Source organism: Mucilaginibacter conchicola (assembly GCF_003432115.1).
GTDB lineage: Bacteria > Bacteroidota > Bacteroidia > Sphingobacteriales > Sphingobacteriaceae > Mucilaginibacter > Mucilaginibacter conchicola.
Window position 1 is genome coordinate 259,552 of the sequence record NZ_QWDC01000004.1, and the last position, 12,193, is coordinate 271,744.

Annotated in this window: 9 protein-coding genes; 6 read left to right on the forward strand and 3 right to left on the reverse strand. The window is 44.6% G+C overall.

All coding sequences use genetic code 11. From position 1 onward, the window contains the following. Positions 1-7 precede the first annotated feature (7 nt). The gene (locus D0C36_RS21895; protein ID WP_117393857.1) at positions 8-1,330 is read left to right on the forward strand and encodes a hypothetical protein; all 1,323 of its coding nucleotides are present in this window, start codon (positions 8-10) and stop codon (positions 1,328-1,330) included. A 7-nt stretch (positions 1,331-1,337) separates the two neighbouring features. Here the strand turns inward: D0C36_RS21895 and D0C36_RS21900 are convergent, their stop codons facing one another. The 3 genes from D0C36_RS21900 to D0C36_RS21910 all read right to left on the reverse strand — a co-directional run bounded on the left by D0C36_RS21900 (position 1,338) and on the right by D0C36_RS21910 (position 4,127). Then, positions 1,338-2,519 carry a hypothetical protein gene (locus D0C36_RS21900; RefSeq protein WP_117393858.1) on the reverse strand — a complete coding sequence of 394 codons (1,182 nt, stop codon included), beginning with the start codon at positions 2,517-2,519 and terminating at the stop codon, positions 1,338-1,340. Then, positions 2,506-3,501 (reverse strand): DUF2157 domain-containing protein, encoded by a 996-nt coding sequence (locus D0C36_RS21905; RefSeq protein WP_117393859.1) that lies wholly within the window; start codon positions 3,499-3,501, stop codon positions 2,506-2,508. Before D0C36_RS21905 ends, D0C36_RS21900 begins: the two co-directional genes overlap by 14 nt. Positions 3,502-3,605: 104 nt before the next feature. Continuing rightward, a complete protein-coding gene (locus D0C36_RS21910; protein ID WP_117393990.1) occupies positions 3,606-4,127 on the reverse strand; it encodes an OmpA family protein in 522 nt (173 codons plus the stop codon). Between the two features lie 237 nt (positions 4,128-4,364). On the opposite strand from D0C36_RS21910, the gene D0C36_RS21915 reads away from it, so the two are divergent. The 5 genes from D0C36_RS21915 to D0C36_RS21935 all read left to right on the forward strand — a co-directional run bounded on the left by D0C36_RS21915 (position 4,365) and on the right by D0C36_RS21935 (position 12,090). Beyond that, the gene (locus D0C36_RS21915) at positions 4,365-5,969 is read left to right on the forward strand and encodes a tetratricopeptide repeat protein (RefSeq protein ID WP_117393860.1); all 1,605 of its coding nucleotides are present in this window, start codon (positions 4,365-4,367) and stop codon (positions 5,967-5,969) included. Positions 5,970-6,355: 386 nt separating this feature from the next. Next, positions 6,356-9,133, forward strand: a complete 2,778-nt coding sequence (locus tag D0C36_RS21920; RefSeq protein ID WP_117393861.1) for a TonB-dependent receptor — start codon at positions 6,356-6,358, stop codon at positions 9,131-9,133. A 29-nt stretch (positions 9,134-9,162) separates the two neighbouring features. Continuing rightward, entirely contained in the window at positions 9,163-10,428 is a 1,266-nt protein-coding gene (locus tag D0C36_RS21925) for a right-handed parallel beta-helix repeat-containing protein (protein ID WP_117393862.1), read from the forward strand. Between the two features lie 2 nt (positions 10,429-10,430). Beyond that, positions 10,431-11,501, forward strand: coding sequence for a phytase (locus D0C36_RS21930; RefSeq protein ID WP_199502118.1), 1,071 nt, complete (start codon positions 10,431-10,433; stop codon positions 11,499-11,501). A 100-nt stretch (positions 11,502-11,601) separates the two neighbouring features. Further along, positions 11,602-12,090, forward strand: coding sequence for an RNA recognition motif domain-containing protein (locus D0C36_RS21935; RefSeq protein WP_117393863.1), 489 nt, complete (start codon positions 11,602-11,604; stop codon positions 12,088-12,090). The last annotated feature ends 103 nt before the right edge of the window (positions 12,091-12,193 follow it).

Sequence of the window (12,193 nt, forward strand, 5' to 3'; positions counted from 1 at the left end):
CTGCCGTATGAAGAAATTGTTGTTACTGGTGCCCGTGTTGTTTGTACTTTCATGCAAGCAAAGAGCTGCTGATACTGTTGAGGGAAAAAAGTTAAGCAAGTTAGCCCAACAGTATGTTACCCTGGGCCTCAGCATAGGCCAGTACGACAAAGATTTTGTGGATGCCTACTACGGCCCCGATTCTCTGAAACCAAAAGAACTTACCGAAAAAGTAAGCAAAGACGATTTCCCGCGCGATAGCCTGCTGGCATCTATCAACGAGTTGATGAACAGCATAAAAATTGCCGGTGATGATGCCAAAATAGACTCGAACCGTTTCCGTGCCCGCTGGATGTATAACCAGCTGATAGCTTTTAACCGCCGTGTGCGCACTTTCGGTGGCGAATCGTTATCGTTTGATGAAGAGTCGAGAGAATTGTTTGGTGTGGCTGCTCCGGCTTATGCCGAGGAATTTTTTAAAGCCGAATTGGACAAGCTCGATAGCATATTGCCGGGTAAAGGCAACGTGAACGACAGGTTCCAGAAACTGGCCAACAAGTTCATTATCCCGAAGGATAAAATAGAGACCGTAATGAAGGCGGCCATTGCCGAAGCCCGCAAGCGCACCGTTGCCCATTTGCAGCTGCCTGCCGGTGAAAGTTTAACGCTGGAGCTGGTTAATGATAAACCATGGAACGGCTACAACTGGTATAAAGGCAATTACAAAAGCGATGTGCAGATCAATACTGACATCAAGATCTTTATCGATCGCGCCATTGATGTGGGCAGCCATGAAAGCTATCCCGGTCACCATGTGTATAATATGTTTTTGGAGAAGAACCTGTATCACGACAGAGGATGGGTAGAAATATCGCTGTACCCGCTGTTCAGTCCGCAATCACTTATTGCTGAGGGGAGCGCTAATTTTGGTATCGAGATGGCTTTCCCGGGGAATGAGAAAGTGGCATTTGCCAAAAATGTATTGCTGCCCATGGCCGGTTTAGATACTGCCAATGTAGAACTTTACTTTAAAGCCCTTGAGATAAAAGGCCGCCTCAACTATGCCCGAAACGAGGCAGCCCGCGGCCTGATAAACGAAACCATGAGCCAGAGCAAAGCCCGCAGCTACCTGCGCAAGTATTGTTTAATGAATGACGAGACGGCTGACAAATCTATGGACTTTATCAAAAAATACCGCAGCTACGTGATCAACTATAACTACGGGCAGGACCTGGTAAAGGATTACATTGAGCGCAATGGCGGCAAAACCAATAACCCGCAAAAGCGCTGGGAATTGTTTAGCCAGCTACTGAGCAACCCTGTAAACCCTGCCGATCTGGTAAAGAAATAACCGTCGTTTAAAAACTATCACTTGAGCCGCCGCCACCGCCCGTGCCGCCGCCAAATGTGGTTTGCTGGCCGGTATCAATGTTGGGCGTTTGCGTAGCCGTTTGGCTAATGATAAAGCCTTCGATGTTTAGTTTATCCCAGTCTGATGCTTTGCTTAGTTCGGCGTAAGTAACGCCGTGCTTTGGCGTTTTAAGGTATTTGATAACTGTGTAAGCCAGCAGCAATAGTATAGCCCCGGCAAGGGTAAGCATAGCCTCGATAGGCAATAGGTGATAATAATTGCGGAAAGTAGCCACCGCAGCCGCTACTATGATGATGCCTAATCTCAATAATAAGCGGTTCCTTTTGGTAACACCAAGGGCTATCAATACCAATGGCATCAACATGGTCCATGCCCAGAAGAAGAAGCCTAATTGCACCTGTGTATGGCTGTCATCTAACCCATGTAATTCATTATTTAACCTGTTTACTACAAAGTAGTTACCGGCAAGATACAGCACTACTAAAGCAGCGCAGCGGGCAACATCAATGCAGGTATGGTAGTAAGTATTCTTGTCATCCTTGCGCATTTTGGTAAGTACAAAATAAGCTGCGCCCGCAGCTATCATCATTACAAAGGGCATAGTTGCCAAACCAAAGCTGCCTGTTTTTGCCCAGGTAAAATAGATGAGGCTAAAAAAAGATATGCAACTGCAGATAGCCAGTATTACATCGGCAAAGCGCAGTGTAAGGAAAATTGCTGCAATAAGTAAAATCACAAACTGAGGTATGTAACCGATGCCCCAATTGGCCGGGTCGTTACAGGCCCACACAATGGAAAATGTGAACAGCCCTGCGCTGTAGTACAACAAAGCATTATCAATACCCGAGTGGAAATACTTGTTACCCTTTGTCATTAATTCGGTACAGGCATAATAAGCAAAGCTCAGGAACAACCACCAATAAGGCGATTCGATAAATTCGCCGGTGGCGGCCATCAGGCTTACCAGCCCGGTTGAAAGGGCGATGGCTATTAGCGTAAGGATAAAGAACCCTACACGGCCCACAATTTTTGGCAGATAAAATCCAACCAGATATTTCTGTTTTATCGCTACAAATTCTTCTTTGGTAATGTAACCGTCCTCATGATCGGCTTGCAGCTGGTCAACAACCTGCAGGTTATCCAGCCATAATTTGTTATATATGATCATCGGCTTTCAGTTTACGGTTAATGTTGATGAGTAAGATGATAAGGCCTATGGCCGAACCGATAAATGCCATCAGCAGGAAATATAATACGCCTTCGTCGTCTAATTTGGCATCGGCAACAAGCTCAACAGCCAGGCCGCATAATGCTATGTAGCCGTAGAGGATGGAGATCATTACGAAGTAAAAGGAGCGCTCTTTAAAACTTTCCCTGTACATATACCCGGCAAGTGCAAACACTACTGCAACGTAAACCAACGACAGGCTATGCTCAAAATAATGGAAGAAACCCGACAGCAGCGCCACAAAGGCAATGTGTGTACCGTAGTTTTGATAGCTGAATTTGAAATGTTTTTTAATCTTCAACTGTTTGCTCAGGTAAGCGGCCATTAACAATATAGCCCCCAACACCAAATAAGTGTTAATGAGTTTTGGCGTATTATATGTGCCCATCATCAGCAAAGTTTTGGGTGTTACGCTTACACCCATCCATATCCCGAGGTTGACGATTGCCATGCTGAGGATACCCAGATGATCAAAATCGTAAGCTATATAAAACAGCAAAGCCATTGGTACAAAAGTGGCAAGGCCGTAGCTGTTGCCAAATACCCCGTATTGGTATTGCAGGTAACCGATAAACGTTACCAGCGATATACTGCCCAACAGCAAAATATAATCGTACCCGGTATTGGGCGATGCTACTTTCTCCTTGCTAAATGGTTTCTTATGCTTAAAGCAATAGTAAAAACACCCTATGCATATAAGTGCAATTATAGCCAGCACCGCCTGGTGGCCAATGGTATCAATATTTTTATAAATGAGGGTACCCAGACCGCCGGTAAGCAATATTACACCAAGGTAGAGGATAGTATTCAGTTCCCAGTGAACGGAGAATAGCGGAGCTTCGTGGCGGGTTTTGAGTTTTTGGAAGCTTTCGTCGCTGAGCAGGCCTTCGGCATGCAGTTTAGTGTAGATATTTTGTTTCAAAGGTTTTAAGTGATGTTGACCCTAAAGTTAACAAATTTAACCCTCAAAACAAAAACGGCCCGCACTTATAAAGCACGGGCCGTTCCACTTAACAAAAACAATTACTATTGTTTATGTATCTCAACGCGGCGATTGATAACGCGTTCTTCTTCAGTTTTGTTACCGTTTAGCGGCTTGCTTTCGCCATAACCTTTTATAGAAAGGCTGGCTGCGCCAATACCACTGTTAACCAGGTAAGTTTTTACCGAGTTAGCACGCTCAACAGAAAGATCCATGTTGTGCTGCTCGCTGCCTTCTGCAGATGAGTGGCCATCTAACTGGAACTTAACCGATGGGTCTTTTTTCATTTCAACCACGGCTTTATCAAGGATAGCGTACGCACTGGTTTTTAATATGCCTGAGTTAAATTCAAACTGAATGTTTGCGAAATTATAATCAGGTGGAGCCGGTGCAGGCGCTGGTGCAGGTGCAGGTGCCGGAGCAGGCGCTGGTGTTACTGCCGGTGGTGGCGGCGCCGGGGCTGGTGCCGGTTCTTGTACTATTGGTTTTTTTGATTTACATGCAGGTAGCACAGCTACTGATGCTGCGATCAATAATGGTAGGTAGATTGCTTTTAAAAACTTCATTTTTTTGGATGTTTGTTTAAGTTTAAAACGATTAGGGCACTGTGATATTATAAATAATATTGCACAATTGCCGCCAAAAGTAATAATCGCCGGCAATTATCAAATAAATATCGGGCCCAAAAGCACATTTATTATATTTAATATATGATAATACGCTAAGCTGTATGTTAACATTAATTTAATATTGAAGCGCTTATTTTGTAGCGGCGCTCCCGTTAAATTAATCTGTTGTGGCTGATGGTCAGGTATTTTTACGTTTTAGTGTTTCTTGTTTTTAATGTTACCCGCCTGCAGGCGCAGGATACTGAGTTACAATCTATCAAAGCATTAGGCCAAAAACATCCTGATAGTGCATTGATACTTCTGCGTAAGCTTTACACCAAAGCCCAGGAAAAAGGCGACAAAACTACCGAAGGCCTTTGCATGCAGCAAATGGGTATTATTTGTTACAACCAGGGCCACTATAGCCAGGCTATGGATTTTTACCAGCACGCCGATAAGGTATTTGCTGAAGCTAATCTGCCCGCGCTATCTGCCGCCAACCTGGGCGATATGGGCATTTTGTACTACTACAACAAACAGTTGGCTCAATCGCGTGCCTCATATAATAAAGGTCTCTCTATTTATCGCCAACAAAACGACTTGAAGGGCCAGGCGCAGATGCTGGGTAACATAGGGCACCTTTACGAGAAGCAGCACAAGTACGATAGTGCCTTTTATTACCAGAACCAGGCGCTTGTTAAATATCAGCAGGCCAACTTTAAGCAAGGGGCTGCCAAGATCTATGAGAACCTGGGCAGTATCTACGAAGATCTGGCTAAGTACGATTCTGCTTACGTAAGCTTTAGCCGCTCATTGCAACTGTACCAGGAGCAGCATAACGAGGTGGGCAGCATTGAGGTGATCAATAACCTGGGTGATATTTTGCGCAAGACCGGTAAGTATAAAGAGAGTTTGGTGCAAACGCATCGTGCCCTGGCGTTAGCCTGCCAGATGGGGAATGTTTATCAGCTGGCATCATGCACAAAGGATCTGGGTAAAACTTATGAGTTAATGGGGCAGATGGATAGCGCTTATCATTATTCGGAGATGAGCCGCCGCTATTCGCTTGATGTGTATTCACTGGATGGTGCTAAGCAAACCACTTTTTTGCAGGTATTGTATGATATCAATAAAAAGAGTGATGAGATAGTGCGCCTCAACAACATCCGCAAAGTAAACCGTATTACGGGTGTGGCCGTGGCAATTGTGGTGGTATTATTGATTATATTAAGTATAGTGGTATTTAGCCGGCAGCGCCTTAAACTGCGCGACCAGCAAGCCCTTGCCCGCCAAAAAGCCGCCGAGCATGAGGTAGTACAACTGGAACTGAAGAACCAGCAGTTAGAAGAAGAGGGTTTAAAGCAGCAGTTAGATATCAAAAGCCGCGAGCTATCTAATCATACTCTTAATCTCATCAAGAACAATCAGTTTCTGGAACAGATGCGTAGCACGCTGCAGGCCATGGTGAAAGATGATCGCCGTGACCAAAAGAAGCAGATGCAGCAACTGATTGCAGAGATAAACGAGAACTTTAACCACGAGCAACACTGGCGCGAGTTTACGGTAGCCTTTGAGCAGGTGCACCAGCAGTTTTTTGATAGCCTGCGCGCCTTTAGCCAGGAACTTACCTCGGCAGATATGCGGCTGATAGCCCTCATCAAAATGAACCTCGATTCGGCAGATATTGCTACGCTGCTGGGTATTTCAACCGATAGCCTGCGCGTATCACGCTACCGCTTGCGTAAGAAACTGAACATCCCGCAGGGCGATAATTTATCGGCGTTTATACAGACGTTGTAAAGCCTCACCCTGCCCTCTCCAAAGGAGAGGGGGCTTTTATCTGTACCAAATATAACAAAATTCCTCTCCTTTAGAGAGGATTATTACATGAGGGCTTCGCCGTTTAGGTGAGGATTCACCGTTACAACCATACCTCTCAAAACCCTCTTTAAGCCCATATTAACCCACTTAACATTTTGTTAATGTAACGATAATAAAACCATAACGGCGCTTTTTGCATATCATAACTAATTGAAAATCAGTATATATTATAAAGTTGTTGCTTTTTGGTATACGGGTGTTGTAACGCTGTTGCCTTTTGGTAACGGCCAATATTTCATTTGTAGTTGGGCGTATACACACCTTTGCATCGTCATTTTTAAACTATTGACGAAACCCACTTAGCAATGAACAAACTTTTACAAATCTTATTACCGCTGTTGTTTTGTGCAACTATAGCCAGCGCAGCAAAAATTAAAGGCCGTGTTTATGATAAACAATCGGGCGAGGTGCTGGTAGGTGCCACCGTTGTTTTAGAAAATACCGGCAAAGCAACCACTACCGGTTTGGATGGTGCTTTTGAAATAAAAGATGTTACCCCTGGCCAGGTAACCATCCGTATAAGTTACGTTACCTACAAAACCATCAAACAGGAAATTACTGTTTTAAAAGAGGATAACGATCGCTTTAAGTTTTACATGGAAAGCGCATCAACTGATCTTAACGAGGTGGTTGTACGTGCTTCTACCGGTGGCTCAAATGACCGCGATGCACGCCGCATTGAGCAAAGGGCCAGCCAGATCATGAACATCGTATCGGGCAAAGCCATTGAGGTATCTCCCGATCTTACAGTGGCTAACGTAATGCAGCGCGTATCAGGCGTATCTATCGAGCGTAACAGCAATGGCGATGGTCAGTACGCCATTATCCGTGGTATGGATAAACGCTACAGCTACACCCTGGTTAATGGCGTTAAAATTCCAAGCCCCGATAACAAATACCGCTACGTACCGCTCGACCTTTTCCCCGCAGACCTTTTAGACCGATTGGAAGTTCAAAAATCACTTACCCCAAACCTTGAAGGTGATGCTATCGGTGGTGTTACCAATATGGTGATGAAGAACGCTCCTGAGCAGTTCCAGATCAATGCTAACATCGCTACAGGTTACAACCAGATGTTTATTGATCGTAAGTTTACAAGCTTTGATGCATCAGGCATCCAGCACAAATCGCCTTATGAGATCAACGGTCGTGATTACAATGCTACGCAGTCGGACTTTTCAAAAGGTGTGTTCGATTACAAAACCAAGCATCCTGCACCAAACGTGGTAGGTAGCTTATCATTAGGCCAACGCTTTTTTGATAACAAGCTGGGCGTAATTGTAGCAGGTAGTTATCAAAATACTTACCGTGGTAACAACAGCACTATTTACACGCCATCAGTAGCCGGTACCGATGAGTATAGCGTCATCACCAGCAAAAGCGAGCGCCTTTACTCTGTACAGCAACAACGTACAGGTTTACACGGTAAAGTTGATTATGCTTTTGATAAAAACAACAAGATAAGCCTTTACAATGTGTACGTTAACCTGCGTACCCAGGAACTGCGCGATGCGATATCAACCACCTACAACGGTGTTTATGACCCTGCCAACGGTAACGCCGAACTGGTTTACAACACCCGCAGCCGTTTAATAACCCAAAAGGTTTATAACAGCACCCTGCACGGTGATCATAAATTTTTTGATGATAAATTTAAAGTGCAATGGTCTGCAGTGTACTCAACTGCGCAGAACGACCAGCCGCAAAATGCCGAGATAGAGTTGAATGGTATTCAGCAGAACGGCGAAAGAAAACGCCTGTCGTTGGTAAATACCTCACCGGTTGAGATGCGCTGGCAGCGTAACACGGATAATGATAAGGCAGGTTATTTAGATCTTACTTACAACATTTTCCGTGGCACTAAAAGTCTTGATTTTAGCATCGGAGGTTTATACCGTGATAAGCAACGCAGCAGTTTTTACAACAACTACGTATTGGCACCATCTGCAGCAAACGCCAACTTAATTTACGGCCAGGATTATCAGAACTATACCGATCTGCAATTGGTGGTAAGTAACCCTACAGGTGGCGTTGCCAACCCGCTTACTTATGATGCTTCTGAGAAAACATCAGCGGGTTACGGTATGCTAACCTACAAATCAAATAAGCTGGAATTAATTGGTGGTGCACGTGTTGAGCATACCAACCAGGGCTACCACATGCTGTTTGCCCAGGGCGAATCAAGGCCATCGGGTAACCAGATCTATACGGATGTTTTACCAAGCTTAACAGCTAAATATCACCTTACCGAAAAATCGCAGTTACACGCTGCATACTACAAGGCGCTTAACCGCCCCGGTTTTTACGAGATAGTACCGGGTACTTCACCAGGCGAAGACTACGATGAAAAAGGTAACGCCGACCTGAAACGCGCCCTTGCCGATAACTACGACCTGCGTTACGAGTTGTTCCCGGGTGCATCAGAGCAGTTGTTGGTAGGTGCATTCTACAAAAAGATAAAAGACCCTATTGAGTATGTGTTCCAGGCCGGTAATACGGTACACAGTAATGTGGCTTTAACGCCAGGTAACTTTGGTAACGCCACTAACTATGGTGCCGAGATAGATTACATTAAGTTCTTTAACAAAATAGGTGTTAAAGCAAACTATACGTACACCCACTCGCGCATTACTACCACTAAGAATAAACGCCAGATAAATTCTTTAAACGGTGATATCGAGACTGTAGATGTGCAGCAGACAAGACCACTATACGGCCAGTCTGAACATATTGCAAACGTTTCGTTATTATACAAAGACACCAAAAAAGGTTGGGATGCACAAATAGCTGCCGCTTATACCGGCCCGCGTATAGTTGCCGTATCGCAGTTTGTAAACAACGATCAGTGGCAGCAAGGTATTATCCAGATGGATGTATCGGCCGAAAAACGTTTTAAAAACAACATCAGCGTATTTATAAAAGCAAACAACCTGCTTAACACGCCATACAAATTGTACATAAAAGGTACCAACCCTGCAAACGATGCATTGAAAGAGAATTTGGTACAAGACGGTCATACCCTTATCCGTAACGACCATTACGGCCAAAGCTATTTGTTAGGTGTAAGGTATAAGTTCAATTAATCAATAAAACATTCAAAAAAATATCAGATATGAAACTGAAACAGATCTTAGGTATGCTGGCTTTATCGGCCCTAACCTTTACGGGTTGCGAGAAAGCAAACATTGATGTTGATACAACGCCGCAAAACGGCTCATCAATAGGTGAGGTATCAGGCGTGTGGGCAAAAAACAGCGTGCACGAAGTAAAAGGCGATATCATCATCCCCGAAGGGAAAACCTTAACTATTGAAGAAGGGGTAACCGTTTTGATGGATGCTACTGCTAAACCAGAGGTGGTTGTTAAAGGTAACCTGTACTCGTTAGGTACTGCAGAAAACCCGGTTAAATTTACCGTGAGCGATGCTTACCGCACTACCGAAAATAAATTTGGTAAACTTTGGGGTGGTATATTGGCCGGCCCAACCTGTGCCGAGCTGGTATTAGATAACACTATATTAGAGTATGGTGGTAATACTACTTCTGATGCATCAACATCAGTAAAAATGGGCCTTTATAAAGCAACCGCCGGCGAAAACCTGCCTGCGCTTTGGTTCTCAAACGTAAATGGTAAACTGGTAGTAACCAACAGTATCATCCGTAACTTTCAGGAAGATTGTACTTATATAGAGGGTGGTAAGATCATCTTCTCAAACAACGTTTTCTACACTACCGGCGTAACCGGGGGTGAGGCTATGAACTTTAAATCGGGCTGTTTGGCCGATGTTGGTTTCAACTTTGTTTACAGCTGTAACACCAACGCGCTTAAGCTATCAAACAGTGGCGACCGTAGTCCGCAGGCTTACATTATCGCTTACAACAATACCATGGTGAACACCGGTTGGAGAAGGCCTACTGCAAAAGGTGGTTCGGTTTGGTTAGAAGCAAGTGTACGTGCCGACCTTTATAACAACCTTTTTGCCAATACCCGTTTCGGTATAAAACGCGACCCTAAAAAATTGGAAGACAGCCGTTCTAAAAACGATTATAACTGGTACTACGGTTTTGACCAAACTACTGTAGATCAGTTCCAGGTAGGTAAAAATGATGTGGTAACCGGCGGCACGCATGATGTAAGAGGTACAACTGCCGGCCAAAACGATCCTAAGTTTACCAATTTCCCGCTTAATAACCCGGTAAACAGCCCTGATTACAACACAGCATGGGATTTCCACCTGCAAGGTAATTCGCCTGCTTTAGGTAAAGGCACTACTGATTTTACACGCCACCACAAAGGCGGTATTGTAATGAGCAATGGTTTAACTTATGTATCGCCAGAGCCTGCAACTTACATGGGTGCTTACGGAACTAAATTATAAGAATGAAGAAAGAACTGTTTCGCATGTGTATGCTTCCGTTGGTTTTATCGCTTACAGCGGGAGCGTGCCATGCACAACAGGTTAACCTTGATGAGGTTAAACCTGCAATTGTAACCGAGCCGGTTAAGTACGATACTGATGACCCGGCAATATGGATAAACAAAGCCGACCCGGCAAAGAGCTTAATTATTGGTACGGATAAGGATGCCGATGGCGCACTTTATGTGTTTGACCTGCAAGGCAAGATAGTAGCTGATAAAGTGGTGCGCGGTTTAAAACGCCCCAACAATGTTGACCTGGCTTATGGCCTGATGTTGAACGGCAAACCAACTGATATTGCCATTGCTACTGAGCGTATTACACATAAGCTGCGCATATTTTCGGTACCGGATATGAAGCCGGTTGATAACGGCGGCATTGAGATGTTTGTTGGCGAGAATGGCTACGAATACCGCGACCTGATGGGAATTTCTATTTATACCACTAAAGATGGCAGGATGTACGCCATGGTGGGCCGTAAGAATGGGCCAAAAACCGGTGGTTATATATGGCAGTATCTTTTGCAGGATGATGGTACCGGCAATGTAAAAGCATCACTGGTGCGCAAGTTTGGCGAGTACAGCGGCAAAAAAGAAATTGAATCTATTGCGGTTGATAACGAGCTGGGCTACGTGTACTACTCTGATGAGCAGGTAGGCGTGCGCCAGTACTATGCCGACCCGGAGAAGGGCGACAAAGAACTATCGATTTTTGGTACTAACGGTTTTAAGGTTGACCATGAAGGTATCTCTATCTACAAAACGGGCGATACTACGGGATACATCCTGGTATCAGACCAGGGTGCTAACCGTTTCCAGGTATTTAGCCGCGAGGGTACTAAAGCTAATCCGTTTGAGCATAAACTGGTGAAAATTGTACCTGTTGCTGCCCGCGAAAGTGATGGCTCTGACGTGGTGAATGTGTCTTTAAATGAAACATTTAAACATGGTTTATTTGTGGTAATGAGCACCGATAAAACATTTCACTATTACCGTTGGGAAGATATTGCAGGTAAACAGTTGAAGATAAAATAGTTATATAAATAATTATTATATTTACAAGGCCTGGTTTTAACCGGGCCTTGCTGTTTTAATTTCGCTTGTTTTAACTTACCTTTGGCGCAGTATTCTACTTATGACAAAACTATTTGTAGTGGGGTTTCCCCGCGAGATGGACGAGATGGCGCTGGCCCAACTATTTGGCCCACATGGAGATATTGATATCCTTACTATCGTACGCGATAAATTTACCAAACAAAGCAAGGGCTTCGGCTTTATCCACATGAAAGATGAGGAAGGCGCGCAACTGGCTATTGAAGCTTTGGACGGCAAAGAATTTGGCGACCGCAAATTGGAAGTACGCATAGCCGAAGATAAACCTGCACCGGTAAACGGTAACCGTGCGCCACAAAAACGTTTCCCACCGCGTAATAATAACTACGGCAATAATAGCGGTGGCGGCTACGGTGGCAACCGCGGTGGCGGTTATGGCAACAATAATAGCAGTTACAACAAGCGCGATAGCGGTAACAGCAGCTACGGCAACAATAATAACTACAACCGCAATACTGATAACGACGATTCATCAGACGGTAAAAAGAAACGCCCGCGTTTAAGTAAATAAGATAAAAAGAAAAGCCCGATCCATTTTGGATCGGGCTTTTCTTTTTATCAACGCGTCATTGCGAGCGTAGCGTGGCAATCCCCGGCATACAGAGCCGCTCTGT

Excerpts from the sequence above, each read along its gene's own strand:
- D0C36_RS21930 (WP_199502118.1), top strand. The coding sequence starts at position 10,431 with ATGAAGAAAGAACTGTTTCGCATGTGTATGCTTCCGTTGGTTTTATCG.
- D0C36_RS21935 (WP_117393863.1), top strand. The coding sequence starts at position 11,602 with ATGACAAAACTATTTGTAGTGGGGTTTCCCCGCGAGATGGACGAGATG.
- D0C36_RS21900 (WP_117393858.1), bottom strand. The coding sequence starts at position 2,519 with ATGATCATATATAACAAATTATGGCTGGATAACCTGCAGGTTGTTGAC.
- D0C36_RS21915 (WP_117393860.1), top strand. The coding sequence starts at position 4,365 with ATGGTCAGGTATTTTTACGTTTTAGTGTTTCTTGTTTTTAATGTTACC.
- D0C36_RS21925 (WP_117393862.1), top strand. The coding sequence starts at position 9,163 with ATGAAACTGAAACAGATCTTAGGTATGCTGGCTTTATCGGCCCTAACC.
- D0C36_RS21920 (WP_117393861.1), top strand. The coding sequence starts at position 6,356 with ATGAACAAACTTTTACAAATCTTATTACCGCTGTTGTTTTGTGCAACT.
- D0C36_RS21895 (WP_117393857.1), top strand. The coding sequence starts at position 8 with ATGAAGAAATTGTTGTTACTGGTGCCCGTGTTGTTTGTACTTTCATGC.
- D0C36_RS21910 (WP_117393990.1), bottom strand. The coding sequence starts at position 4,127 with ATGAAGTTTTTAAAAGCAATCTACCTACCATTATTGATCGCAGCATCA.